Origin of the sequence: Parablautia muri (assembly GCF_009917485.1) — a bacterium.
In the GTDB taxonomy this organism is placed as follows: domain Bacteria; phylum Bacillota; class Clostridia; order Lachnospirales; family Lachnospiraceae; genus Suilimivivens; species Suilimivivens muri.
The window spans coordinates 19,080-45,148 of record NZ_QZDT01000029.1 but is presented as its reverse complement, the minus strand read 5'-3'; the positions used below and the strand labels follow the sequence as shown (position 1 = coordinate 45,148).

Below are 26,069 nucleotides of genomic sequence, written 5' to 3'. Positions count from 1 at the left end.
TGTATGCATGCAAAACCATGCTGTGTGTACGAAGTACACTATACGTAAGCTTCCTGTCTGCATCCTAATCGATTAATCTGTGTGGCAATGTAACCCGCTCCATATCCATTATCAATATTCACCACCGCTATCCCATTGGCACAGGAATTAATCATGGTAAGGAGCGCTGAAAGGCCGTGCATGCTTGCTCCATATCCCACCGATGTGGGAACCGCAATCACCGGTCTGCTCACCAGTCCTCCAAGCACACTGGCAAGCGCTCCCTCCATTCCGGCCACCGCCACCACGCAGTTTGCCTCCTGAATCACATCAAGACGCGAAATAAGCCTGTGCAGACCGCTGACGCCTACATCATAAATCCGTTCCACCCTTGCGCCAAAATATTCTGCTGTCTGGGCAGCCTCCTCCGCAACTGGAATATCCGCTGTGCCTGCGGTGCAGACTGCAATTTTTCCATACCGCTTCTTATCCGGCTTTTCCATCTTGAGAATATGAGATACCGTATCGTAGGTAATTTCAGGAAGCACCTCCTTAACCACCTCGTACTGATGGGGATTAGCCCTAGTTCCAAACACTTCTCCATTTTGTTCCAATAACCGGACATAAATATTCGCCAAATACTCGTCCGGCTTTCCGCTGCAATAAACTACCTCCGGAAACCCGGAACGAATTTCCCGGTGTGTATCAAGCTTCGCATAACCCATCTCCTCAAAGGGCTGCTTTTTAAAGTACTTCTCCGCATCTTCTATCGAAATCTTTCCTGCCTTCACCTGCTCTAATACTTCTCTTGCCTCCACAAAATATCTCCTTTATGTCTCCTTGTATTTTCCAATGACAAATAATTGCGAAGTCAAGGGTCCGAAAACACATTGACTGGATCTGTCAGCCAAACGTTCTCACATCCCCCGGTTTCGCAATTCCTTGAATCCCTTTCCTTTATTCCTCTACCAAAAAGGCATTCAAACTAACAGCCTGAACGCCTTATTTTCCATTGTCCATTCTAGTATAACCCACGCTAATTCACCCGGTTTTATGCCGCTGCTTTGCAGCGGCATGGGGAACAGGGTGGATAAACGAATAAGATTTCACAATTACACTGATTATGCTTCCACTACCCATCCTAAAGGCGCTTTGATTGTACCCATCTGAATACCTGTAAGGGTTTCGTATAACTTCCGGGTCACAGGTCCCATCTGGTCCATACCGCTGGGGAAACAGATTTCTTTCCCATGATCTACTACCTTTCCAACCGGGGAAATAACTGCTGCCGTACCGCACAAACCGCACTCTGCAAAGTCCTTAAGCTCATCCACATAAACTTCTCTCTCCTCTGCTTCCAGTCCTAGATATTCTTTCGCAACCTGCATAAGAGAGCGTCTTGTAATGGAAGGCAGGATGCTCTCTGACTTAGGTGTCACCACCTTGCCGTCCTTTGTAACAAATAGGAAGTTGGCCCCGCCAGTCTCCTCCACCTTTGTTCTGGTAGCTGCATCAAGATACATATTTTCATCATAACCTTGTTTGTGAGCGTCCATAATTGCATGTAAACTCATTGCATAGTTAAGACCTGCCTTGATATGTCCCGTGCCATTTGGCGCCGCACGGTCAAAGTCGCTGATGCGAATTGTAAGAGGCTTAACCCCGCCTTTAAAATAAGGCCCTACCGGGGTGGTAAACACACGGAACTGGTATTCATCCGCAGGCTTTACACCAATCACCGAATTGATACCGAACATGTAAGGACGCACATAGAGCGTTGCGCCGCTGCCGTAAGGAGGCACATAAGCCTCGTTTGCACGGATTGTCTTAAGTACTGCCTCCACAAATTTATCTTTAGGAAATACGGGCATCTCAAGACGCTTCGCACTCTGCTCCATTCTCTCGCCATTTAAATCCGGCCGGAAGGTTACAATTCGTCCGTCAGCCGTGGTGTAAGCTTTCATACCTTCAAATATGGTCTGCGCATATTGCAGCACACATGCGCATTCGTTCATGACTACATTGGCATCTTCTGTCAGCACGCCCTCGTCCCAAGCGCCGTTTTTGTAATTGGATACAAACCTGTAATCCGTCTGGACATAGCAAAATCCAAGATTCGCCCAGTCAATATTTTTCTTCTCCATTATCCCGCACTCCTCTTACGTTTTCCTGTAGATATAAATGTGTTTTAAACTTTTTTTATTATTATACTTTTCTACGCAAAAGTCAATAGACCCAAAGGCATCCTTATTCCTTTATGGTAACAGTTCAGCCTTCGGCCGAACTGTTACTGAATCCGGCCATTAGAAGTTCGCTTTCGGCGAAGGGCCGGATTCACTCTCGTTAAAATTCAGGCTTTCTTACGGACTTTGCAGTAAATACACAGACCTGGCTGAATCGTTACTCCTTTATTCTGTCTAGCTGCGTAAGATTAACGCCTAAACTTGACAACGTGACTTTTAATTCAACATAACGCTTATACATTGAATCATATGTGTCAGGTGCTATTTCCTTAATCGGAATCATCCAATCTTGTAATCTCGAAAATTCAGTAACATAATCTTTAATGATATCTGCCGCACTCGGCATAAGCAATCACCTGCTTTCTTATACTAACAAAACACCTTGTATTTGATACCTGTATTATAACAAAAGGGCTTTCAAGTGTAAAGTCTCTCCCACTGCACGTTCTATTGAATTTCCTCAATCTTTGCTTCTGTTACCTCCATCATATCCTTATACTTTACAGTCTTTTCCTGCCCTCCCAGCAGTTCGCTTAAAATTTCGTTATACGCTGGCTCTAACACAGCCGCCTGCAAATCAAACCACCATTACCAGGAAATCAAGTATCATCCTGCTTATTCCGCTTCCCATTTCTTTCTCTCCTTTCTCTGGTCGTCTGCTTTCGTACACCCTGCCTACCTTACCCTCTCATATTTCAGGAAATGATAGGTAATGTCAAAATACGTCTGCTCCTCACTGTCCGCCGTAATCTCCCACTCCGGCAGCTCATCCAGATTTGGAAAATAAGCATCCGCCGCATAAGCATGGTCAATTTTCGTCACATGGGCCACATTACAGTAGGGAAGAAGCAACCTGTAAATACTCTCCCCGCCCACCACATAAACATCCTGCGTATCATACTGCTTTAATTCCTTAAGCAATTCCTCCAAGCTGTGAACCACCGCCGCGTCCTTAACCTTGTAATCCCGGTTGGTTGACATAATAATATTCACACGATTTTTTAAGGGAAGTCCCTGTGGAAAAGTCTCCAAGGTTTTCCTGCCAAGCACCACCACCTTGCCAGAGGTTTCCTGTCTGAAAAATTTATGGTCTGCCGGAATCGTAATCAGCAGCTCATTATGATTCCCAATGGCCCAATTTTCATCTACCGCTACAATCAGATTCATACTTGCATAAACTCCTTTTTTCGTTATCCGCTTCTTTTAAATTGCAACAGGTATATCCCGAATCTGCTCTCCTGTCACATAATTTTCCACCCGTACATCATCTCTTGTAAACTGATAAAAATCCTTTACCTCAGGGTTTAAATCAAACGCCGGAGCCGGATATGGCGTTCTTTTAATTAGCTCTCTTACCATAGGCACATGCCTGTCATAAATATGAGCGTCCGCAATCACGTGAACAAGCTCTCCCGCCTCCATATCGCACACTTGTGCCAACATATGGATAAGCACTGCATACTGCACCACATTCCAGTTATTGGCGGTAAGCACATCCTGGGAGCGCTGGTTTAAAATTGCATTTAAGGTAAGCCTGTCCGCTCCCTTTTTCTGGGTCACATTAAAGGTCACACTGTAGGCGCAGGGGTACAAATTCATCTCATGCAAATCCTGATGCACATAAATATTGGTCATAATCCGGCGGCTGAAGGGATTATTTTTCAGGTCATAAATCACACGGTCCACCTGGTCCATCCTCCCCTCCTTATACTGGTGCTTCACCCCCATCTGATACCCGTAAGCCTTACCAATAGAGCCATCTTCATCCGCCCACTCATCCCAGATATGGCTGTTTAAATCTTTTATATTGTTGGACTTTCGCTGCCATATCCACAGCATCTCGTCCGTAGCGCTCTTTAATGCCGTCCTGCGCAGGGTCATGATAGGAAATTCCTTTGACAAATCATACCGGTTCACCACACCAAATTTCTTAATTGTGTAAGCCTTAGATCCATCCTCCCAATGGGGCCGCACCTTCTCCCCCTCCGTGCTGGTCCCATTCTCCAAAATATCCCTGCACATATTTACAAATATTTCATCTGCCAAACTCATTCTGATTGTCCCTTTCCGCCACAAATATTCCATAATCGCAAAGCCGATAAATTACCGAAATATTCTGTCGATATATTCTTACCACCTATTTGCTTCTCTCCCATATTAAATGGCGGCGTCCTATGTATGCGCCGCCCCACAAAAATCTTAATCATCCCACTTATCACAAAGGGAATTGACCTGATCCGCAAACTTCGCCAAATCCTTATTGGCTCTGCCTTCATTTTTATGTATAACAGCAAGGAGCCTCTGGCCTGCCGCAAGGAGACGGGCAAATACATCGGACACTGTTCTTGCCCTCTTTTTGATTGGAATAGGCTCCGCTTCGTACTCTAACTTATCACTAATTAAATTAAACACCGTTCCGCTATAAGGAGCATAAGCCTTAATTCCATGCTCTATTCTAAGGCACTCCGTAAAGACCTTGCACACCGTATCCTCGCCGTGCACCACAAAAACCCGCCTGGGCTTTTCCTGAAACCCTGTAACCCATTCAATCAGGCCATTTTTATCCGCATGACCCGACATGCCCGCAAGTCCCTTTATGGAAGCCCGCACATCAATGGTCTCGCCAAAAAGCTTTACTTCCGCAGCGCCTTCTATCAACGCCCTGCCCAAAGTTCCTACGGCCTGATAGCCCACAAAAAGAATGGTGCATTCCGGCCGCCACAGGTTATGCTTTAAATGATGGCGGATTCTTCCTGCCTCACACATGCCCGAAGCGGATATAATGACCTTGGGCGTGTTCTCAAAATTGATTGCCTTTGATTCTTCACTGGTGATAGAAAGGCTAAGGCCTGGAAAAGCCAGCGGATTAATACCCGCCCTCACCATAGCAAGAGCCTCATCGTCAAAGCAGCTCATTTCATTTTGGTGAAAAATATTGGTTGCATCCACCGCCAGAGGGCTATCCACATAAACAGGAAAATCCTCATGTCCCTTCACCAGCCGCTCCACCTTTATCTTCCGCAGGAAGTACAGCATTTCCTGTGTCCTGCCCACTGCAAAGGAGGGAATCACCACATTTCCACCTCTGTCAAAGGTCTCCTTCAAAATTTTAGCCAGTTTCCCCACATAATCGGGATGATCCCCAGGATGGTACCTGTCCCCGTAGGTAGATTCCATCACCACGTAATCCGCACTCTCTGTCAGGGTCGGATCTTTGATAAGAGGCTGGTTTTTATTCCCGATATCTCCTGAAAAAACGATTTTGCGGGTAACGCCTTCCTCTGTGGCCCACACCTCAATACTGGAAGAACCCAAGAGATGCCCTACGTCCGTAAACCGGATTTTGATCCCCTCGCAGAGCTCTATCTCCTTTCCATATTCGCATGGAAACAGCCGCCTGATGGCCGCGTCTGCATCCTCCATGGTATAAATAGCCTCATGAGGGGTTATCTCCGCACTTCTTTTGGCTTTTCTGTTTTTCCACTCCGCCTCCTGCATCTGGATATGTGCACAATCCCGAAGCATAATGCTGCACAAATCCGCCGTTGCCTTCGTTGCTAAAACTTTTCCCCGAAATCCCCTTGCAGACAATAAAGGAATCAAGCCTGAATGATCTACGTGGGCATGGGTCAAAAGCACATAGTCAATCAGTGACTCCTGTACCGGCAGCTCACTGTTTTCAAACACATTAATCCCCTGCTCCATTCCATAGTCTACCAGTATGTGTTTGCCACAGGCATTCAGATAATGGCAACTTCCCGTCACCTCATGGGCGGCCCCAATAAAAATAAGCTTCATACTTCCCTCTCTTCCGCGCCGCTTTTGCGCATACCAGAGTTTGCGGATGCAGCGCAGACACAAACTCTTTCACTTCCAAATCACACTATCCGATTCAGCAGTAATCCCGGCAGATAATATAATCTGTTTTTCCGTACATCTCCTCCACCGCCGTAAAAAAAATATCTAAGTCCTCCTCGCTTTCTGTCGTCCCGTGAAAGAAAAACACCGCAACATTGTAAACCCTCTCCAGTTCTTCCTTTATCATCCGGCCAAGCTCCTTGTTCGTGTCCATAAAAGCAATCCTGCACCCCTGGCTGGCATATTTCTCTAACATGGAATATTCCTTTGCCCCTATCCCTCCGGTAAGTATGCATACTTTTTCTTCTGTCATGACAATTTCCGTGCCTTTCTCTGCCTGTGCCGACAAAATAATTCATATATCGTAATCAAATTATACCATAACCGAATATGATATAGCAAACAATTAAGGCAGCTTGACATGACTTTCTCAATTTATTTATTTCTAATTTTAGTGGTTGTCCTGTCTATGGACGCTTTTGCCGCAGGATTATCTTACGGAATGGAAGGGGTTCGGGTTCCTTTTCTGTCCATTTTTATACTAGCTCTTTTATCCGGCAGTATGCTAACCGCCTCCCTGCTTGCCGGAAACCTGATTTTACAGCTTATACCCGAAGCATTCACAAAGGGTATTTCCTTCTCCATACTTTTTTTACTCTCTGTGTACAAATTTTATGATTCTTTTCCCCACTGGGGTCCGGTCAAAGATTTCGCAAAGGGCATCCTGCATTTTTTCCGCCCCCAGCCTATCTCCCAAAAGAAAAAGGGCCCCCAGTCCCCTCTTCCTAAAGATAACGGCTTAACCACCAGAGAAATCACCAAAAAAATCAATAAGGAGGACACCTCCTATCTCTCCTATAAGGAGGCGTCCTTCCTTGCGCTGGCCCTTTCCATAGACAATATTTCCGCGGGACTGTGTACCGGAACCATATCCCTGCCTCCCTTTATACTGCTTTTCCTTACAACCGCAGTACACTTTTTGTCCATCCGCCTGGGACTTTTTGCCGGACATCTTCTTTGCGCCAAATCATATAACTTCGCCTGGCTGGGAGCTGCTATTCTCATGCTGCTGGCTTTTATGCGCCTTTTCTAGCGCTTTTATGCCACCTGGGGCCTTGCTTTGCAGGGCCTTAGAAAGCACCAAAAGCTCATGGACCACCAGCGGCATACTGGCCAGGGCCCCTAACGTTCCCCACTCCGCAAGGCTAAGCCTGCTGGTCCCAAAGAGGCTGACAAAATAAGGAATTTCTGTCACAAGAGCCTGCAATGCAATTCCAGCCGCCCAGGCTATGACCATATAAATATTTTCCAGATGATTCATCTTAAAAACAGAGCGGTTCACATCCCGCATCCCCACCGCATGCATCAGCTGGCTCATTCCCAGCACCATAAAAGCATGGGTCTGGGCCTTGTTCAGGACAAGGGGCAGGCGGAGAATCTTTTCCAGATTCTGTATGTTCACCGGCAGGTTACTTCGCAGTAATTCCTGATATGGAACTGTCAGAAAAGCAAGCAGGCTGATACAGCCAATCACTACCCCATAACACAATGTACAGGTCAGCCCTCCGTAAGAAAAAAGGCTGTCCGTGCTCTTTCTGGGCCGCTCCTTCATCAGCGTGTCCCCATCATTTTTGTCCACCCCTAACGCAAGAGCAGGCAGCGAATCCGTGATTAAATTAATCCACAAAATATGGCTTGCCTTTAAGGGCGTTGGAAATCCTGCAAGGACTGCAGCCAGCATGGTAATAATTTCCCCAAAATTAGAGGAGAGCAAGAATAAAATGGTCTTGCGGATATTTTCATAAATGCCCCGTCCTTCTTTCATTGCCTTTTCAATGGTAGCAAAATTGTCATCCGTAAGTACTAAATCCGCTGCGTTGCGGGCCACATCTGTCCCTTCTTTTCCCATGGCAATCCCCACATCCGCCGCTTTTAGAGAAGGAGCATCATTGACCCCGTCTCCTGTCATCGCCACCACCTTCCCCCTTGCTTTTAAAGCCTCTACAATCCGTACCTTATGTTCCGGCGAAACCCTTGCAAAGACCCGTATGTTCTCCACCTTTTCCGCAAATTCCTCATCGGTCAATCCGTCAATCTCCGCCCCGGTCATACATGCTTCTCTATTCTTCGCAATTCCCAAATCCCTTGCAATTGCATAAGCGGTATCCACATGATCGCCGGTAATCATCACTGTGTCCACATGGGCGTCTTTAAAATGTTCTACCGCCTCCCCTGCTTCCTCCCGGGGCGGGTCGATCATTCCAACAAGCCCTACAAATATCATGTTTTTTTCATCCTTAAGATTCCCCTTATGCTTGCTTGCCATAGCCAGCACACGGTAGGCCTTCTCCGCCATCTGAGAAACCGCTGCTTTTGCCTCTCTTTTGGCCTTCGCTGAAAAAGGCGCTTCCTTGCCATGCATCCAAACACTCTGACAGCGATCTATGATTTCATCAGCCGCCCCCTTGATACAGGCAATCTGTTCCGTTCCCTTTTGATGCACTGTTGTCATCCTTTTGCGCTCCGAGTCAAAAGCCCATTCGTCCACACGGGGAAGTTTTCTCTCCAATTGACTCTTTTCCACTCCATGCTTATGGGCCAGGTCTAAAAGAGCCAGCTCCGTAGGATCCCCCAGCCTACTTTCGCCAATGGCCGCATCATTACACAACACACATACCTCAAAAAGAAGACTATCTTCCTCCGGGCTTAATTGGGCTTCCTCTACCATCCTGCCATCCACATAACACTCTTTTACGGTCATTCTGTTTTTTGTAAGGGTCCCTGTCTTGTCCGAGCATACCGTATTGACCGCTCCTAATGTCTCCACGGAAGGAAGCCTTCTCACAATCGTTCCCACCTTCACCATGCGAGATACGCTAAGCGCCAGCACAATGGTCACCACCGCAGCAAGTCCCTCCGGTACCGCCGCCACTGCAAGGGAAATCGCAGTCAAAAGCATGTCCCCAATATCCCGCTTTTGCACTACCGCTACCACAAACAAAAAGGCACACACACCTACCGCCAGGACACTAAGCAGCTTTCCAAGATCTGCCAGTCTTTTTTGCAAAGGCGTCATTTCATTGTGCCCTCCATCAATGAGTCCTGCAATCTTCCCAATTTCCGTGTCCATTCCGGTAGCAGTTACAATTCCTTCTCCCCTTCCATAAGTAACCGTGGTGGACATGTGTGCCATATTAAGCATGTCCCCTATGGATTTGGCGTCTTTTGCCAGTTCACCGGCAGTCTTATCCACCGGAACAGACTCCCCGGTAAGGGCGGATTCCTCGATTTTAATATTCACCGCCCGAATCAGGCGCAAATCCGCCGGCACCTGCCTGCCCGCTTCCAAAAGCACAATGTCCCCTGGTACAAGCTGTGCGCTTGGTATTTCACATTCCTTCCCGTCACGCCTGACCAAGGCTTTGGGGCTGGCAAGCTCCTTAAGGGCTTCAATGGCTTTACGGGCCTTGTCCTCCTGAATCACCCCGACCACTGAATTTAAAAGGATAACCGCCCCAATAATCGCCGCATCCCCTGCCTCCTTCAAAAAAAGAGAAATGGCTATGGCTGCCATCAGCACATAAATAAGCGGGTCACACAACTGCTCCATAAACAGCATAAAAATTCCTTTTTTCTTCTGTTCCTTCAGCTGATTGGGGCCATACTTTTCAAGCCTGACGCCAGCCTCCATGGTGGAAAGCCCTTTTTGCGCACTGCTGTTAAGCTCTCTTATTACCTCCGATGTGTTCTGCTTAGCATACATATTAAACCTCCATGCTCCTTTCTCGACCTGCGAATTTGAGCGTAAGCACAAATTTGCGATTGATAAAATCTGCCCCAGGCTGATTTTTCAATCTATCCCTCCTGCTCTTATGATTTTATATGCAGACAAGCCGGAAATTATTACTTTTCCAATTTCTCCTAGGTATTCGTACCCATGCTAAGCCAGCTTCTAAAAAAGCTGCCGCTTATGCGACAGCTTTCAAATCATTTTACTCATTTATTCTAAAAAATCCAAAGTTCTCTCCATTGTATTCAAATACTTCATGCACATAATAATTATCCGTTAGCCCCGGAAAATTGCTCTGCATTTCCGCCAGCCCTTTTAATGAGCAAAAGAACCACTGCTCTCCTTCCAGTCTATATCGAATCCTTTCCATTGTATCCAAAGGCATATTTCGATAGGACCACTCCGTTGTATGTAAGTGCGTATCCCTGTCAATCATTGACATAAGCTCAGGTACGCCTTCCCCGAAAGAAATCGCATCCGGCGGAACCTGAAAATAAACATACTCCGCAAATTCCATCAATTCGTCCCTTTTCCAAATTGTTTCGGCCGATGTCTTCCAAGCTTTCGGCATAGAATAAATACTGTCAAAAGCCATTACAAAAAGAATGAACGTAGTTACTACCCGAAGGCAGAGAAGCAAAAACCGATTGGGTTTCTCAAATACAGGGTCTTTCCTTTTTTTCCAGTCCTGATAAGCATCCTGGCTTTTTTGGAGAATAACCGCCTGCAAAATCAGCATCAGGAATAAAATAATAAACATGCTGCCCTCTACCGGACGATTTATATAGTAAAGCATCAGCATCAAACTCATCAGACCAAGGAGAAAATAAAAAGATTTCAGTCCACACTCTTTTTGAGTAGGCCAAAACACCTCAAACAGTGCCGGCATAACCGCCCCCATGAACAGAATTGTCCCTCCAACCCATGCATGCGTCACATCCGGCAATGGCAGCTCAATCAGATCAATATAATTCCTGTCAGATATAAGCGGAAACATAAATTCTTTCAAATCTAAAAGCTTGCCCCCCGCCAAAAGATTATATCCATTAATCACCAGATACGATAAACCAAATGGAAGGAGAACATAAACAGCCAATTCCCGAATCAGCAGTAATCCCTTCCGAAGGGAAAATGCCTGCCCGTCCATAATGCCTTGAACCCACCTATAAAACGCAAAGGAGCACATAATGACAATACCCACTTCCGTTGACCAAACAAACGACAATGTAATAAAGCACACTGCCATAATATTATATCTCCGGCCTTTTTTATATTCCCAAAGAGCAAGCGCCATCAAAATCATAGGAAATATCATGCGGTGCGGATGTACCTGCAAAAAGACGCCTCCCTGCATCAGCATAAAATACTCCTCACCAATGGCAAACATTCCAAGATAAAATATCACATCGTTTTTTGCAAAAAAATTCAAAATATACAGAAACAGAAGAATCGAAAATCCTGCCAAAACTGCCGATGCAATAAAAATTCCCGTCAGATAGTCCACATGAAAACATTTATGCAAAAATTTAAGAGCCGGCATATAAAGGATTCCATAATGCCCATAAAGAGACTCCATATCTTCACTATACGGTATTAACCAACAAGCATTGATGATACTGTTCGTATAAGCATGGCTGTGATAGGTCCTCCCCTGGATATCCTGAAATATATTAGGTGCATAAAACTGGACGGATACACCCACCGTAAAAAGCAGGGACACTATCACACGGATTTTTTTCCGGATTCCCGATCCTGAATTCCCCGGCTCTTTGCGCATCAGTAAAAGGGATATTATCACACCAACTGCCATCAGGGTTATCCATAATGGAAATGGGAAGTACCTGCGTATCAAGTCATCCTTGTTTAATGGATGATCGGCGTTCGTCTCATTGATATAAAATAAGATAATCCAGATTATCAAAAGTACACTTGCCAAAATACTCCACACTTTTTCTATGACCTGATTTGTGCTGCTATTATTCCGTTCCATAAACCAATAAGCCAGCAACATTGCCGCCACAAAAACAGCGCACATAACCACAAAAAATTCCATATTATGTAAAGGCAATGCCCATCGCGTCATTGCCAGCAATACAAAAACACTGCTTCCCACAAAAAAACACTTCAATTCTTTCGACATAAAATAACTCTCTCCTTATACATGTGGATTCTGTTTTCACCAGGTACACCCATATAGGTGATCCAAACGCTCTCACACTTCGCGAGGCAGTTGATTGTAAATCATAAGGCCATGCCCTAAGGCATGGCCACAAGGCGATACATATTTAATTTCTGATTGCCGGTGTATAATTATCAAAGTAACTGTAATTGCACCGTATGCAGGTGTAAGCCGTATACCCCTGCGTATTCTCCGTTGCCGGTATTACCACTGCCCGGAATGTATGATTATTCAAATCGCGCTCTATCACTTCCGCCATACTGCTTCCGCAATTACATATGAAGGAGCGTATTCCCGTTTCCGTACAATTTGCCTCTTTCAGTACATAAGACCTGTAATCATGCTCATGAGGCGTAGGAGAAGGCGTTGCCGATGGTGAAGCGGAAGGCGTTGCCGCTGAACTTGCCGGTGAAGCGGAAGACTGATTATTGGGCGTAGACGTACTCGCAGGCGAAGCACTTGCCGAAGGACTCGGTGTGAGTTTATTAATCGGCCTGGAATCCAGCACAACCCCACATACGGTACAGGTTCTCTGTTCTGTTCCCATATACTTTTCAGTGGCTTCCTCCGCCACCTCCCAGTCTGTTGCCACATGGCCTGGGGCAGGTATCATTTCCGTATAAAAATCACCGCAGCTGCAACTGTATTTTCGAAGTCCTGCCAAAATACAGCTTGGCTCTCTCTCTGTAGTAGCTGTGTATTGATGAATATGAGCAGGTTCTTCTTTCTTTTCCCCATTTTCATCCTCAAAGGGCACTGTCTCCTGGGCCATAATTTCGTCACAGTAAATACATTTTTGCACCCGGAGTCCGTCCTGATCCGCAGTAGGTTTTCTGACCACTTCCCAGTCATCTGCCACATGGCCGATTGACATAACATCCACATAGTAGCTATCGCCACATTCCTCACAAGTATACTTAAGCTTTCCTGCACTATAACAGGTAGCCTTTTTTTCAACAGATTCCTTGTAATCATGTACATGATTTGCCAGATCTACTGTCCTGCCCGTAGAAAGCAGTAAATTCTCTACATCTGGTAAGGCTGTGGCCTCAGGTACATTTGTAGGGGTTGCTTCAGGCGTAGGCGCCTGCGTAGCCACGGGTACTTCTTCGGCAGGTTCATCCGTATTTTGAGAAACCTCCATATTTCCGTCATCTCCAACGCCTAACATGGCATAGCCAATAATACTAATTGTAGCCAGACAAGCCACCACCGCCATAACTGCCAGGATGCCCGTCAGCACTTTCGCAATTCCACTCATTTGTCCTTCTCCATTACACTTTTTACACTAATTTATTATATACTTCCATCACCTTTAAGTATATATTTTTTATTCCAATTTGTAAAGCCACTATCAATTTCCTTTGCCTTAAAACCTCACGCAGTTTTCGTTAGATGTATGCTCCCCATTCGCTTACCGGAACAAATCATCCCGTGTGATATTATTCAGCCATTTCCCGCTGCGGTAATGCTTAATTACCCACGGCCACTTGACAAATTCATCGGTACACAGTAAAAAGTAAACCCACATTACAGGCAGTTTTAAAGCAAAGGCGGTAATAAATCCCAGGGGCACCGCATAGACCCACATATCAATGGTATCACATATAAATCCAAACCGACTGTCCCCTCCTGCCCGGAATACACCTGCTATCAAGGTGGTATTTACAGCTGCTCCCATTACATAATAGGTATTAATTAACAGCATATATTTTAAATAATGCATTGCCTGTTCAGATAATTCCGCATACATTAATACCAAAGGGGTAGCTGCTAAGACAATCAGCCCTCCGATTGCTCCTGTGATCACCGTAAGCTTCATCAGCTTCTTTGCCCCTTCTCTGGCCTCCTCCATCTTATTCTCACCAATGATATTCCCTAAGAGAATTCCCCCTGCGCTTGCCATACCAAAGCACAGGATTGTCCCAAAGTTCCTTACCACAATGACAAAGGAATTAGCCGCCACCGCATCTGACCCAAGATGCCCGATAATCACGGAATACATGGAAAAAGCCACGCTCCAGCTGATGTCATTGCCAAGGGCAGGCAGGGATAACTTGGTAAAATCAGAAAATAATAGCTTATTTCTCACAAACAGATACCGAAAATCCAGTTTTATATCTTTGCTGAAAGCCGATACCACAAAGCACGCTGCCAATTCAATCAGCCTGGATGCGGAAGTTGCAATAGCCACGCCCATAGCTCCAAGCTTTGGCGCGCCAAAAAGTCCAAAAATAAATACCGCATTTAAAATAATATTCAGGGAAAAGGCCAGCACATTCATAGCCGTACTGATTGCCACTCTCCCTATACTTCTTAATACGGCCAGGTAAACCTCCGTAACGCCCCAACACAGATAGCTGACACTCATATACCTTAAATAAGAAGCCCCTATGGTAATCAACTCTCTGTCATTGGTGAAAAGGCGCATCATTGTCTCAGGGAAAAATACCGCCATTCCGGCAAACCCCATAGCAATTATCAGGGAAAACCTAAGGGCAATGCCCTCCACTACCTGAATCGCCCGCAGGTCACCTTTTCCATAATACTGGGCGCAGAGCATGGTTGCACCGGTTCCCAGGCCGTAAAACACCATAAAAAGCACACTGGCATATTGAGAAGCTAACGACACCGCCGATATGGATGACTGTCCTACATAGTTTAACATAACCACATCCGCCGAGCTGACAGCCGCGCTGAGCAGGTTCTGTATGACAATCGGCAGCACCAGCTTAAAAATCTGACTGTAAAAGTAATCACCCTTTATTCTATTTTTCATTTATGTATGAATCTCCGTTCCCGCCGGCACCCGCTTTCATGGATACCAGCACTCATTTATTGTTTCAAAACCGCTGCCTATGAAATACAGAAGGAGTAAATAATATCCTTCCCTGCATCAATGTGATACTCAGGCTCCACATCAATGCCCCAGCTGTTGATACCGCCCACGCCCCGGACTGCGCCGTAAACACACATTACCGTCCTTCTCCTTGGCGGCAGTTCCTCTATGTGGGTTGCATTTTCCAGCTCTGCTGCTGTGTAGGGAAGACAGGAAAAAGCAAAATTGCCCTCCTTCGCTGAAAACCGTATTGCAGAAGGCTCCGCTTTTCTTGTCCGGTTATCAAGTGTGCTGCTTCTGTAAATTTTTACCCACTTTGTATCCATATGCATACCGCAATCCTGAGGCACCAGATACGGCGTTACGGGAAGTCCTTCCACCTCATAAATTCCAGGCACGCCTCCGGCCATTCTGTCAGGATAGGTTTCCCCGGAAAGTCCTTCATATACAAATCTGTCGGCACAGGTAGGCATAATAAACCGCATTCCAAACACTGGAAGCTCTGGAAGCTCCCTGTTCCCATGATAATGCACCTTCACCTCTATTTCTCCGGTTTGATTTACCAGATAAGACACCATAACCTGTGCTGCAGGCTGCGTAATGGCCTCATAGGTATATGTAATTGCAAGACTCCCTGCCCTCTCATGGCCTGTATATTGATTATTTTCCGGTGCCCGGGGAAGGGTAATTTCCGCTCCGTCCACCGCCACCATGACTCCTGCATAATTCACAAACAAATCCGCAGAAAGCCACATACCGCTTTTAAATTGAAACCGGCTTCCCCTGTCGTTGTCGGTAAGGGCACGCCAGAAGGTGGGACGGGGCGTTCTGTACAGCCATTCCATTCCGTTTATTACCAAAGATTCCGGGCCACCTGTCACATAGGAAAAAATATACGCAAATTCTTTCCCTTTAAAGGAACCATGAACGCCCAACGTAACATCCCCAAAAACCAGGTGAAGCCTCTCACCTTCCATCCCTTTATTGATACAATCCATAAAAATACCTCACTTCCTGCATGGCGGGTTTTTCTGTTCTGTCCGCAAAAACAATACCGTTTCCCGAAAATTCGTAGTCAGAAGGCCGATCGTCAAAATCTCCTCCGTAGCGCAGCACCTTTTGCCCGGTCACTTCATCCGTCACCGCAATAGCCTGGTCAATAAAATCCCATATAAAACCGCCATGATACATTTCAAATTCATCCAAAAGCTTCATATAGGAATCCATTCCGCCAAGTGAATTTCCCATATCATGCATATACTCACAGAGCAAATACGGCTTTTTCGGCTCATTGGTAAGGTAATCCCTTACCTCATCCGGTGTGGCGTACATACAGCTTTCCACATCCGATATGGCATCCTCATAGCTTCTGTTGTTAAACACTCCCTCGTAATGAACCAGCCTGCCATCCTTCTTTTCCTTAAAATACCTATACATAGCCGCCAGATTCTCCTCCGCATAGGATTCATTGCCCAATGACCAGAACAAAATGGAGGTATGGTTTTTGAAGGTTTCAAAGTTATTCCGCGCCCGGTCTAAGATGACCTCCTTCCACTGCGGCAAACTGCCAGGCACATTCCAGGAAGGCTCAATTGCACCCATTTTCTGCCAGGAACCATGCGTTTCCAGGTTCACCTCCGCCATCATATAAATGCCGTTTTTGTCACACATCTCATACCATGGGATCTGATCCGGATAATGACAGGTGCGCACTGCATTGATATTGTTTCGAAGGAAAATCTGCATATCCTGCTCCATCTCCTTTCTCCCAATGCATCTACCCTGCTCTGCGCTCCACTCATGTCGGTTCACGCCGTTTAAAATCAGCCGCTTGCCATTCAAATAAATAACCTTATTTATGATTTCTACTCTACGGAAACCTATCGGATAAGGCACCACCTCTATAAGCCGGTCGCTTTCATCATACAGTCTGATAAACAATGGATATAAATAAGCGTTATGATTGTCCCAGGGTGTTACTTTCCCAATCTTTTCGCCCTCCAGCTTACAGATAATTTCCGTGCCTTCGCCCGTTACTGCTTTCTCATTTCCCGGCAAAGGCATATTCCGCTTAAGCAGACACCTTCCTTCCCTGTCCGTAAGTGTAACCTCCGCCCTGCCAATGGTTTCATTCGGCATGGAAATCCTAAGCTCTAACCCAAAGCTTCCTGTTCCATCCTCTAAAAGCGCAGGCTTCGCCCACATATCCTCCACATGCATCTGTGGCAGGGCATACAAAGATACATTCCGGAAAATGCCAAAGAAACGGAAGAAATCCTGATCCTCCAAAAACGCCGCCGTACTTCTCTTGTGTACCTCCACTGCCAAAACATTCCCTTTTTCCCGCATATAAGGGGTAAGGTCAAAGGTAATCGGCGTAAAGCTGTCCTCCCCATAGCCTATAAAATGACCATTCAGCCACAAGTACATCGCCTGCTCCACACCTTCAAAGCAAATGGAAATCCTTTTTCCTAAAAGCTCCTTGTCAAGGTCAAATTCCTTCAGATAGGAACCTACCGGATTATAGGAAGCCTGGCTAAACATGCCCTCCCACTCCTTAGTTCCATCAAGACTGTGGGCCGGGCGCCTGTAAAAATGTCCCTCCCAAGGGTACATAGTGTTGATATAATGAATTTTGTCATAACCTGCCATTTCTATATGACAGGGAACCTTTATCTCGTCAAATCCGGCGCTGTCAAATCCTTCCTTGTAAAAATCGGCCGGCCTTGAAGGCACATTTTCAGAATAATGAAATTTCCATATGCCGTTTAAGGACTGCACCAGAGAGTTCTTGCCGTCCTGCGCCTCCTCCTCCCTCATGTAAAATCTGTGATCACTATGGGCATCTAACGCCCCCACCCGAAAAACCTCCGGGTTATCCAGCCACCTGATATCTGCTTCCATCGTTCCTCCTCCTTTACAAAGCAGGCAAAGCCCGCCATCCTATATTGTAACTGTTTCTTTGATGCTGCCGTATCCATCAGCATCTAAATTCTGCCATCATCAATGAAAGTCCCCGCGCAAATCTAAATCTTTGTTCACATTATAACCGATAAAGCGGAATTTGTTTAGCCCCAAATAAAGTTAAATTCGTCCTGTTATGACAAATTAAGGGGGACCAATGTCCCCCAATGATTACTCCTAAATGGATGTTTTTGTATATTGCATTATGGATTAAAAACGTATTTATCTAATCGTTCCATAGCCTCCACTACCAGCAAGTGGGGAAGCGCCAGATTAAGCCGGATCGCGTAAGATCCGTGGAAAGGGCGTCCGTCCTGCCAGATTACGCCAACCCGGATGCCTGCCCGTATCAGCTCGTCCATATCCATTCCATGAGCCTTGCAAAACCTCTCACAATTCAGGAACAGCATATAGGTCCCCTCCGGTTTCGCAAGCTCCACTCCTGAAAAGTGCTCTTTGATATATGTATATGCATATTCTACGTTTTCGGTCAGCACATGACGCAGCTCGTCCACCCACTCATAGCCCTCCGGCGCATAAGCGCCAATCAGCGCATACATGGATAGCACATTTACATTGTTGTAATGGCTCATTTCCGCCTGTTTTCTTACCCGGTCACGCAGGTAAGGATTGTATATAATATGATAAGAGCCAATCAGCCCGGCCAGATTGAAAGTCTTAGAGGGCGCATAAACACTGATTGTCCTGTTTCTTGCATCCTCCGAAACAGACTGGGTCGGGATATGCTTATATCCTTCCAAAGTAAGGTCAGACCAAATTTCATCCGACACCACCACACAGTCATTTTTCGCATAAATCTCCATGGCTTTCTCAATTTCTTCTCTTGTCCACACACGACCGCATGGATTGTGAGGAGAACAAAATACGGCAAAATGGATATGTTCTTCCTTCAGCTTTCTATCCATATCTTCATAATTCATCCGCCAGGTACCATTTTCATCCCGCACCAGTTCGCTATGTACGATTTTACGCCCAATCGCCTCCAAAGAGTACGTAAAACCGATATAGGCAGGCGCATGCAAAAGCACAGCCTCGCCCGGCGCACTGAACGCCTGGGCTGCGGAGGATACACAGCCTAACACGCCATTTTCATAGCCAATGGCTTCTTTCCCAAGGCCCTCCACCCCATTTCGCTTATTCTGCCATTCAATAATCTTCTCATAATATTCTTCCCGAAGGTTAAAATATCCAAAGGTAGGATGCTTCGTTCTTTCTATGATAGCATCCTGTATGGTTGGAACCGTAGCATAATTCATATCTGCTACCCACATGGGAATCCTGGAAAATCCTTCTTCCACCTTAGCATCCGCAAAGGGAATCTGTTCCACCGCTATGGCATCCTTCCCCTGCCTGTCAATAATAGACGTAAAATCGTATTTCATATTCATCCCCCTATTCTTGCCAATTCTTATAAACTAAATGTGTCAGAATACACTATGCTTGCATTACTGCCGCTTTCTGATTGATGTATTATACCCTACGTTTCAGCCTGCGTCAACGTATTATTCTTTTTACATGATAGAAGGCCGTATCCTGTTACTTTTCACGGGTCAGGAATGCGCATTTACTGCGCATTCCGTGAGAACGTGATTCAGGTGTGAGGAGCGATTTTTGCGAAGCGAAACTTGGAATATCGCCCCGAATGTTACTATGAGCGGCTCCCAGGCCGTGAATAGTAACCGTATCCTCTCAGATGGGGGCCGGGCCTTGCAGTTATGCGCACAACTAAGCGCAAGGTCCATTTCCCTAAGACCTTGCGCCACATACTATTTGCCTAATTGCTATTTACTTCTTGCTTCCGCATCCTCCGCACTGTGCACAGTCACATCCGCACTGCAAAGACTTGCCGCTTTTTTTATCCTGAATCATTTTTCTAATCACGAGCCCTACAACACAGGCTAAAACTACTGCCGTTATGATTGTACCCATAAGCCAATCTCCTTATTAAATCATATTCATCTATTTGATTCCCATGGCTGCTTTTTTCATATCCACTTTCAGGGTGGTGCTTTCCTTGTATGGTCTGAAAAGCAGATATATGAATCCGATTACCAAAAGGAATGCAACAACAGTTCCAATTCCAAATGCTCCCGCACTGCACAGCATACCAATCTGGTATACACAAAGAGAAACTGCATAAGCAAGCACTGTCTGATAGCCAATCGCAAACCAGAACCACTTTATATTATTCATCTCGCGCTTAATTGCTCCCATTGCAGCAAAGCAGGGCGCACACAGCAGATTGAATACAAGGAAGGAATAGGCCGCTACAGCGCTCATACTTGCCGCTAACTGTTCCCAGATTTCCGCACCGTCTTCCGCAACCTCTGCCACTCCAAAGAGAATGCCGATTGTGCCAACTACATTTTCCTTTGCTATCAGGCCGGTAATGGCAGCAACCGCCATCTTCCAGTCACCCCATCCCAAGGGTGCAAATAAAGGAGCAAAAACACCGCCGAGAGCCGCAAGAATACTGTAATCAAGCTCCTCTGCCTCCAACATTCCAAAAGAACCGTCCATCCATCCGAAGCTCATAAGGAACCAAAGGACAATGGTGGATAAAAGAATAATCGTTCCGGCCTTTTTCATGAAAGACCAGCCTCTCTCCCACATGCTTCTTAACACATTGCCTGCCGTAGGCATATGGTATGCCGGCAGCTCCATAACAAAAGGCGCCGGATCTCCTGCAAACATTTTTGTCTTTTTCAAAATAATACCGGAACAGATGATTGCTGCAATCCCTACAAAATATGCGCTGGGCGCCACCCACCATGCGCCGCCGAAAAGCGCGCCTGCAATCAACGCAATAATCGGAAGTTTAGCGCCACAGGGTACAAAGGTTGTGGTCATGATCGTCATCTTCCGGTCCCTGTCGTTTTCAATGGTTCTGGATGCCATAACGCCAGGCACGCCGCAGCCGCTGCCAATCAGCATAGGGATAAAGGACTTTCCGGAAAGGCCAAACTTTCTAAAAATTCTGTCCATGATAAATGCAACTCTTGCCATGTATCCGCAGGCCTCCAAAAAAGCAAGGAAAATAAAGAGCACCAGCATCTGCGGTACAAATCCCAGCACCGCGCCTACTCCGGCCACAATACCATCCAGTATAAGGCCCATTAGCCAGTCCGCACAGCCAATCGCCTCAAGGGCGCCTTCAACTAAAACCGGAATGCCCGGTATCTCAAGTCCAAATAGGCTCCATCCGTCTCCAAAAACCCCGTCATTGGCCCAATCTGTCGCCCAGGTGCCTACCGTTGTAACCGATACGGCATAAACAATTATCATAACCACTGCAAAAATGGGAAGGGCCAGCCATCTGTTGGTTACAATCTTATCAATTTTATCCGATACCGTCAGTGTTTCTTTTCCGGCTTTTGTATAGCACTCTCCGATAATGGAGGATATATACACGTATCTTTCATTGGTTATGATACTTTCCGTGTCATCATCCATTTCCTTTTCCAGCATTTCAATTTCAGCCGACACATCAGGGACTTTTTTCATCTGCTCCCCAATCTTATCATCCTTTTCCAAAAGTTTCACCGCAAAAAATCTCTTTTGCTCCTCCGGAATATCGCTGCCAAGCTTATCCTCCACAGCCGTTAGTACATTTTCCACTTTGACGGCAAATTTATGCACCTTCGGCGCCGCTTTTTTTGCATTCGCCAAGGCTACGGCCCGCTCCGCCGCTTTCATAATTCCGGTTCCCTTAAGGGCGGAAATGGTGGTTACTTCACAGCCAAGCCTTTCGCTTAATTTAGATATATTGATCTTATCCCCTGACTTTTCCACAATATCCATCATGTTCACAGCCATCAGGACCGGAATGCCAAGCTCAATAAGCTGGGTGGACAGATAAAGATTTCTTTCAATATTTGTGCCGTCCACGATGTTAATAATGGCATCAGGCCGCTCGTTGATCAGATAATTTCTTGCCACCACTTCCTCCAACGTGTAAGGAGAAAGGGAATATATACCGGGAAGGTCCATGATGACCACATCCTTGTTGCCTTTTAACCTTCCTTCTTTCTTTTCCACCGTAACGCCCGGCCAGTTTCCAACAAATTGGTTCGAACCGGTAAGGGCATTGAACAATGTTGTTTTACCGCAGTTTGGATTTCCTGCAAGCGCGATTTTCACTGACATATCATACCTCTTTTCTATCTATTATTAGTTGCTGCTAACTCCTATGTAAAAAAAATTTCCCTTTTCTCAAAAATCATTCCTACCGGAAAATTATTCCACCTGAATCATTTCAGCGTCAGCCTTGCGCAGCGACAGCTCATAGCCCCGCACAGTTACCTCCACCGGATCGCCTAAAGGCGCAACCTTTCTCACAAACACTTCCACACCCTTGGTAATTCCCATGTCCATAATCCGTCTTCTTACCGGCCCTTCTCCCGTGAGCTTTGTCACCTTCACGGTTTTCCCACAGGGAATTTCTTTTAATGTACTCATGTATCATCCTCCATTCTGCTAATTCTTATCCATTTAATCTATATGCAGACTAACCCACCATAATTTTATTTGCCATATCCCTGCCGATAGCAACCCTTGCCTCTTTCACATTGACAATCAGGTTTCCTCCTATCTGGGATACCACTGTGACAACTCCGCCTGTCACGAAGCCAAGATTCTCTAAAAACCTTTTGGTTTCCTCTTTACCGCCCACCTTATGAATCACATTGGGCTCTCCTTCCCTTACCATTGATAACGGCATCCTTACACCCTCTTTCCGTAGATAAAATTCAGTAGACTTCTTCATTCTGTATCATAGTGCCTATATGAAATTTCCAACCGCTTTGAAATCTCAGAGTTCACTGTTGCTTTCTTAAGTTAGTATATTCTATCATTCATTAGTTGTCAATGATTTGATGAAATCTTTTTTAATTTTTTTCTTTTATAATTATGTTGTACTATAAAACTATGATATAATAGACTCAAAAATCCAGACGCTGTGCGTCTGCCGCGCTTACGCGCTCAAAGATTTTCATGAGAAGAATGCGCTTGCATATTTGGCAAGTGGCTGCTAACATGTGGAAAACAGCTCCTAACACGGTGTATCTATAATGGAGCAATCTAATAAAATTTATAAGGAAAGTATGAGGAAGTATGATGCATACAAATGAGTCAGCTGAAAACTATCTGGAAACAATCTTAATACTGAGCAAAAAGAAGCCTGTGGTCCGCTCGGTGGACATTGCCGAAGAACTGGGTTTTAAAAAATCCAGCGTCAGTGTTGCCATGAAAAATCTGAGAGAAAAAGAACACATTACCGTTACCAAAGAGGGATTCATCTATTTGACCCCAACCGGCAGGGAAATTGCGGAAATGATTTACGAGCGTCATGAATTTCTCACCACATGGCTGACACGTCTTGGTGTGAATGAAAAAATTGCAGCCCAGGATGCCTGCAAAATCGAACATGTCATCAGCAAGGAAAGCTTTGAGGCTATCAAAAATCATATCAAATAAAACCTGCGGTTCTGTTTATGGCATGAATGCTTGGCATTCCGGCTGCGAGCGGGCTTACCGGTCTTTAAGTGCATGCCATTTCATCGCCTCAAAAAGGGACTGTGAGAAATCACAGTCCCTGTCTTAGTGCATTAGCACCTTTCAGGCTATATCAAAGACAGACCGGCATGTAACATGCTTTGCGTCTCCGCTCATAATGGAAACAACATACTCCCCTGCCTCCATATCAAAGAAGTTATCGGAGAGCCACAAATCTCCATCTGTCCCGATAATTTCCACGTTCTTTGCATAAGCGTTTGCATGTACGATAATCTGGTCCCCCTTCTTCTCACAGCGCAGATCAGGATTCTCAAAGAAATAATGCTTGGGCGCCGTAAATAAGCAGGTATTTTGGGACACTACCTGACCCTCCACCGTAAAGCTGTACTCTAAATGAATTTCCCGCTCCTCATAGGCGCCAAAATCCATTTTTTCAAGCCACACCCCGTCAAGGGCCGGAACCGTTACCTGGCAGTTTCCTTCTTCCAATACGCTGCTGTCCGGCTTTCTCAGACTCCATGAGACAGTCCCCCTAACTTCCTTCCTGGTTTCATTTGCAACATGCAGTCTTGCGCTCTTTTCAATTGGACCTGGTTCCTGAATGCAGAAAGTACGCTCGCTCAGCTCCCCAATCTCCTCGCAGGAAATCATAACCGGGGCAAACATTTTCTTCTCCGCATAGTGAAGGGCTTTCCATCTTCCATAATAGTCAATGCTGGCCCATGATGCCACCGGCCAGATATCGTTCAGCTGCCAGACCACCGTTCCCATACATCTGCCTCTGTAGCGTCTGAAATGCTCCACTCCATAGCGGATGGCGTCCGCCTGAAGGAGCTGGGAGGCATATAATAAATGGTCGAAGTCCTTCGGATACAAATAGGTTGCCGACAGATAATTTAAAATCTTGCCGTTGGCCGCCCGGTTTCTCTGGTGCATTTCCATGACTCTTGAGAAAATGTTCCTGTCCGAAGGCTCCGTAAAGCTCTCTACCGTTTTTAAGCTTGGGAAGGACTGGAAACCAAACTCGGACAAGTATCTGAAATGGAACTTCCTGTATTCGGTAAAAGGCTTATTGCCATGCCATACATCCCAGTAATGCATGTCTCCATGATCCTCAGACCAGGAATTTTCAAAATTTCCTCCTGAGGAAGGGGATGACGGCCAATAAAAGGCATTGGGATCTTCTTCCTTTACAATCTTGGGAATAATATATTCATACAGTTTAATATAATCATATTTCTGTTTTTCAGAAGTTTTCCAAAATTCAATCTGCGTCTCAATCTCATTGTTGCCGCACCAAAGTCCCAGACAGGCATGATGGCGGATTCTTCGCACATTTTCTATGGTCTCCTGGGTAATGTTGGCCTCAAACGCATCATCCAGCTCATAGGATGCACACGCATACATGAAATCCTGCCATACCACCAAGCCCAGCTCATCACAGATATCAAAGAAATAATCATCCGGATAATAGCCGCCGCCCCACACACGGATACAATTGTGGTTTGCCGCCACTGCATCCTCAAGCAGTCTCCTTGTCCTTTCCTGATGAATACGGCCAAGCAGATTGTCCTCGGGAATATAGTCCGCACCCATAGCAAATATCTTCACGCCGTTCACTTCATGGGCAAAGCAGCTCCCCCATTCATCCTTGTCCGTGTTCACCGTCATGGTACGCAGGCCAATTTTCCTCTCCCATACATCCAGCTCGCTTCCGTCCTCGTCAAGAAGGGAGACCTTCACCTGGTAAAGGGGCTGCTCCCCATATCCGTTGGGCCACCAGAGCTTGGGATTCTTAACCACAAGTTTATAATCCTGTTCTTCTCCCGGCCCATCTTCCACCGTCATCACCTGGCCGTCAGGAGCCGTCACCGCAATTTGAATCCTTCCTCCATCGCTGGCCAAGCCGCTTTCTTTATGGCTAAAAAGCTCCAGGGCAATATCGAAGTCAAGGGTAACCCCTTCCTCCTCATGTATCTGTGTTATGTAAACCGAATCCAGGCGGCTCTTTTTTACTCCAAGCAGCGTTACATCCCTGAATATACCGGCATCAGGCAGTCTCGGGCCCCAATCCCATCCGAACATACAATGAGCCTTACGCAGGTGGGGGAAACCTACCATTGCATCCTGAGAACCCTGTACGGCCACCTTTTCGTTTTCTTCCCTGATATACTTGGTAGGAGAATGAAGCACCACCTTTAACTGGTTATCTCCTTCTCTGATGCTGTCTAATTCAAGCAGGTTAAATTCCCAGATTCTGTGCATGTTGTAAGCGCAGCCAATCTGCACATTGTTTACATAGACATCTGCCAGCGTATCTATCCCGTCAAAGCGCAGCAGCAGGGCATCACAGCCAAGCATCTTGTCCGTCACCTCAAAATCTGTTGTGTAGCAGAAATCATTTTCCATAAGAGGAAGCACTTTTAACTCATTATCCCGGTAGAATGGATCCGGTATCAGCTCCTTTTCAAGCAGCGCACCGTAAACCGAGCCGGGAATCTTAGCGCTTATCCCCTCCCTGGGCACAAGAGAGGAATCTTTTCCGATGATCTGTAAATTCCAGGCCCCGTTTAAGCTCTTTTTTAACATATTCTTATCCTTTCATTTGACTAAATTTACTCTTTTCGAGCGAGTAAACACACCTTATTGCTTCTGGGCTTATTATAACACAGGGCCATTTTT

21 protein-coding genes are annotated in these 26,069 nt (G+C 45.9%); 2 read left to right on the top strand and 19 right to left on the bottom strand.

Translation table 11 applies throughout. The features are described from left to right. Positions 1 to 38: 38 nt before the first annotated feature. The 7 genes from larB to D5281_RS16060 all read right to left on the bottom strand — a co-directional run bounded on the left by larB (position 39) and on the right by D5281_RS16060 (position 6,393). Complete coding sequence (gene larB / locus D5281_RS16090) at positions 39 to 797, bottom strand: nickel pincer cofactor biosynthesis protein LarB (protein WP_330585081.1); 759 nt, start codon at positions 795 to 797, stop codon at positions 39 to 41. A gap of 303 nt (positions 798 to 1,100) precedes the next feature. Beyond that, entirely contained in the window at positions 1,101 to 2,123 is a 1,023-nt protein-coding gene (locus D5281_RS16085) for a branched-chain amino acid aminotransferase (protein WP_160561129.1), read from the bottom strand. A 256-nt stretch (positions 2,124 to 2,379) separates the two neighbouring features. Then, positions 2,380 to 2,568, bottom strand: a complete 189-nt coding sequence (locus D5281_RS16080; RefSeq protein WP_160561128.1) for a hypothetical protein — start codon at positions 2,566 to 2,568, stop codon at positions 2,380 to 2,382. A 329-nt stretch (positions 2,569 to 2,897) separates the two neighbouring features. Next, positions 2,898 to 3,389, bottom strand: a complete 492-nt coding sequence (locus tag D5281_RS16075; RefSeq protein WP_160561127.1) for a dihydrofolate reductase — start codon at positions 3,387 to 3,389, stop codon at positions 2,898 to 2,900. Positions 3,390 to 3,425: 36 nt separating this feature from the next. Continuing rightward, positions 3,426 to 4,274: a thymidylate synthase gene (thyA, locus tag D5281_RS16070; protein ID WP_160561126.1), complete on the bottom strand. Its 849-nt coding sequence runs from the start codon at positions 4,272 to 4,274 to the stop codon at positions 3,426 to 3,428. A 147-nt stretch (positions 4,275 to 4,421) separates the two neighbouring features. Then, positions 4,422 to 6,020 (bottom strand): MBL fold metallo-hydrolase RNA specificity domain-containing protein, encoded by a 1,599-nt coding sequence (locus D5281_RS16065; RefSeq protein ID WP_160561125.1) that lies wholly within the window; start codon positions 6,018 to 6,020, stop codon positions 4,422 to 4,424. A 94-nt stretch (positions 6,021 to 6,114) separates the two neighbouring features. Then, positions 6,115 to 6,393, bottom strand: coding sequence for a Rossmann-fold NAD(P)-binding domain-containing protein (locus D5281_RS16060; RefSeq protein WP_160561124.1), 279 nt, complete (start codon positions 6,391 to 6,393; stop codon positions 6,115 to 6,117). Between the two features lie 108 nt (positions 6,394 to 6,501). On the opposite strand from D5281_RS16060, the gene D5281_RS16055 reads away from it, so the two are divergent. Next, on the top strand, positions 6,502 to 7,173 hold the full coding sequence (locus tag D5281_RS16055; RefSeq protein ID WP_160561123.1) for an MntP/YtaF family protein: 672 nt from the start codon (positions 6,502 to 6,504) through the stop codon (positions 7,171 to 7,173). Here the strand turns inward: D5281_RS16055 and D5281_RS16050 are convergent. The 11 genes from D5281_RS16050 to D5281_RS16000 form a co-directional block, all read right to left on the bottom strand. Continuing rightward, complete coding sequence (locus D5281_RS16050; protein WP_160561122.1) at positions 7,108 to 9,843, bottom strand: cation-translocating P-type ATPase; 2,736 nt, start codon at positions 9,841 to 9,843, stop codon at positions 7,108 to 7,110. The two genes, D5281_RS16055 and D5281_RS16050, sit on opposite strands and share 66 nt — an antisense overlap. A gap of 229 nt (positions 9,844 to 10,072) precedes the next feature. Further along, positions 10,073 to 12,010, bottom strand: a complete 1,938-nt coding sequence (locus D5281_RS16045) for a hypothetical protein (RefSeq protein ID WP_160561121.1) — start codon at positions 12,008 to 12,010, stop codon at positions 10,073 to 10,075. Between the two features lie 145 nt (positions 12,011 to 12,155). Further along, on the bottom strand, positions 12,156 to 13,310 hold the full coding sequence (locus D5281_RS16040; protein WP_160561120.1) for a hypothetical protein: 1,155 nt from the start codon (positions 13,308 to 13,310) through the stop codon (positions 12,156 to 12,158). Positions 13,311 to 13,463: 153 nt separating this feature from the next. Next, positions 13,464 to 14,828: an MATE family efflux transporter gene (locus D5281_RS16035; RefSeq protein WP_160561119.1), complete on the bottom strand. Its 1,365-nt coding sequence runs from the start codon at positions 14,826 to 14,828 to the stop codon at positions 13,464 to 13,466. A gap of 77 nt (positions 14,829 to 14,905) precedes the next feature. Then, entirely contained in the window at positions 14,906 to 15,886 is a 981-nt protein-coding gene (locus D5281_RS16030; RefSeq protein WP_160561118.1) for a beta-galactosidase small subunit, read from the bottom strand. Next, positions 15,870 to 17,792: a glycoside hydrolase family 2 TIM barrel-domain containing protein gene (locus D5281_RS16025; protein WP_160561117.1), complete on the bottom strand. Its 1,923-nt coding sequence runs from the start codon at positions 17,790 to 17,792 to the stop codon at positions 15,870 to 15,872. Before D5281_RS16025 ends, D5281_RS16030 begins: the two co-directional genes overlap by 17 nt. Positions 17,793 to 18,055: 263 nt before the next feature. Beyond that, positions 18,056 to 19,255: a MalY/PatB family protein gene (locus D5281_RS16020; protein WP_160561116.1), complete on the bottom strand. Its 1,200-nt coding sequence runs from the start codon at positions 19,253 to 19,255 to the stop codon at positions 18,056 to 18,058. 403 nt (positions 19,256 to 19,658) lie between these two features. Beyond that, positions 19,659 to 19,802: a FeoB-associated Cys-rich membrane protein gene (locus tag D5281_RS16015; RefSeq protein WP_160561115.1), complete on the bottom strand. Its 144-nt coding sequence runs from the start codon at positions 19,800 to 19,802 to the stop codon at positions 19,659 to 19,661. Between the two features lie 30 nt (positions 19,803 to 19,832). Then, positions 19,833 to 22,019, bottom strand: coding sequence for a ferrous iron transport protein B (gene feoB, locus D5281_RS16010; RefSeq protein WP_160561114.1), 2,187 nt, complete (start codon positions 22,017 to 22,019; stop codon positions 19,833 to 19,835). Between the two features lie 90 nt (positions 22,020 to 22,109). Continuing rightward, the gene (locus tag D5281_RS16005) at positions 22,110 to 22,331 is read right to left on the bottom strand and encodes a FeoA family protein (RefSeq protein ID WP_160561113.1); all 222 of its coding nucleotides are present in this window, start codon (positions 22,329 to 22,331) and stop codon (positions 22,110 to 22,112) included. Between the two features lie 49 nt (positions 22,332 to 22,380). Continuing rightward, positions 22,381 to 22,593: a FeoA family protein gene (locus tag D5281_RS16000; protein ID WP_160561112.1), complete on the bottom strand. Its 213-nt coding sequence runs from the start codon at positions 22,591 to 22,593 to the stop codon at positions 22,381 to 22,383. A gap of 395 nt (positions 22,594 to 22,988) precedes the next feature. On the opposite strand from D5281_RS16000, the gene D5281_RS15995 reads away from it, so the two are divergent. Then, positions 22,989 to 23,348, top strand: coding sequence for a metal-dependent transcriptional regulator (locus D5281_RS15995; RefSeq protein ID WP_160561135.1), 360 nt, complete (start codon positions 22,989 to 22,991; stop codon positions 23,346 to 23,348). Between the two features lie 141 nt (positions 23,349 to 23,489). Here D5281_RS15995 and D5281_RS15990 read toward each other — a convergent pair whose 3' ends face one another. Continuing rightward, a complete protein-coding gene (locus D5281_RS15990) occupies positions 23,490 to 25,976 on the bottom strand; it encodes a beta-mannosidase (protein ID WP_160561111.1) in 2,487 nt (828 codons plus the stop codon). Between the last annotated feature and the right edge of the window lie 93 nt (positions 25,977 to 26,069).

What these genes read in the sequence shown, in the direction of transcription:
- D5281_RS16085 (WP_160561129.1), bottom strand. Translation starts at nt 2,123, where the DNA reads ATGGAGAAGAAAAATATTGACTGGGCGAATCTTGGATTTTGCTATGTC.
- D5281_RS16080 (WP_160561128.1), bottom strand. Translation starts at nt 2,568, where the DNA reads ATGCCGAGTGCGGCAGATATCATTAAAGATTATGTTACTGAATTTTCG.
- D5281_RS16075 (WP_160561127.1), bottom strand. Translation starts at nt 3,389, where the DNA reads ATGAATCTGATTGTAGCGGTAGATGAAAATTGGGCCATTGGGAATCAT.
- thyA (WP_160561126.1), bottom strand. Translation starts at nt 4,274, where the DNA reads ATGAGTTTGGCAGATGAAATATTTGTAAATATGTGCAGGGATATTTTG.
- D5281_RS16065 (WP_160561125.1), bottom strand. Translation starts at nt 6,020, where the DNA reads ATGAAGCTTATTTTTATTGGGGCCGCCCATGAGGTGACGGGAAGTTGC.
- D5281_RS16060 (WP_160561124.1), bottom strand. Translation starts at nt 6,393, where the DNA reads ATGACAGAAGAAAAAGTATGCATACTTACCGGAGGGATAGGGGCAAAG.
- D5281_RS16055 (WP_160561123.1), top strand. Translation starts at nt 6,502, where the DNA reads ATGACTTTCTCAATTTATTTATTTCTAATTTTAGTGGTTGTCCTGTCT.
- D5281_RS16050 (WP_160561122.1), bottom strand. Translation starts at nt 9,843, where the DNA reads ATGTATGCTAAGCAGAACACATCGGAGGTAATAAGAGAGCTTAACAGC.
- D5281_RS16045 (WP_160561121.1), bottom strand. Translation starts at nt 12,010, where the DNA reads ATGTCGAAAGAATTGAAGTGTTTTTTTGTGGGAAGCAGTGTTTTTGTA.
- D5281_RS16040 (WP_160561120.1), bottom strand. Translation starts at nt 13,310, where the DNA reads ATGAGTGGAATTGCGAAAGTGCTGACGGGCATCCTGGCAGTTATGGCG.
- D5281_RS16035 (WP_160561119.1), bottom strand. Translation starts at nt 14,828, where the DNA reads ATGAAAAATAGAATAAAGGGTGATTACTTTTACAGTCAGATTTTTAAG.
- D5281_RS16030 (WP_160561118.1), bottom strand. Translation starts at nt 15,886, where the DNA reads ATGGATTGTATCAATAAAGGGATGGAAGGTGAGAGGCTTCACCTGGTT.
- D5281_RS16025 (WP_160561117.1), bottom strand. Translation starts at nt 17,792, where the DNA reads ATGGAAGCAGATATCAGGTGGCTGGATAACCCGGAGGTTTTTCGGGTG.
- D5281_RS16020 (WP_160561116.1), bottom strand. Translation starts at nt 19,255, where the DNA reads ATGAAATACGATTTTACGTCTATTATTGACAGGCAGGGGAAGGATGCC.
- D5281_RS16015 (WP_160561115.1), bottom strand. Translation starts at nt 19,802, where the DNA reads ATGGGTACAATCATAACGGCAGTAGTTTTAGCCTGTGTTGTAGGGCTC.
- feoB (WP_160561114.1), bottom strand. Translation starts at nt 22,019, where the DNA reads ATGTCAGTGAAAATCGCGCTTGCAGGAAATCCAAACTGCGGTAAAACA.
- D5281_RS16005 (WP_160561113.1), bottom strand. Translation starts at nt 22,331, where the DNA reads ATGAGTACATTAAAAGAAATTCCCTGTGGGAAAACCGTGAAGGTGACA.
- D5281_RS16000 (WP_160561112.1), bottom strand. Translation starts at nt 22,593, where the DNA reads ATGCCGTTATCAATGGTAAGGGAAGGAGAGCCCAATGTGATTCATAAG.
- D5281_RS15995 (WP_160561135.1), top strand. Translation starts at nt 22,989, where the DNA reads ATGCATACAAATGAGTCAGCTGAAAACTATCTGGAAACAATCTTAATA.
- D5281_RS15990 (WP_160561111.1), bottom strand. Translation starts at nt 25,976, where the DNA reads ATGTTAAAAAAGAGCTTAAACGGGGCCTGGAATTTACAGATCATCGGA.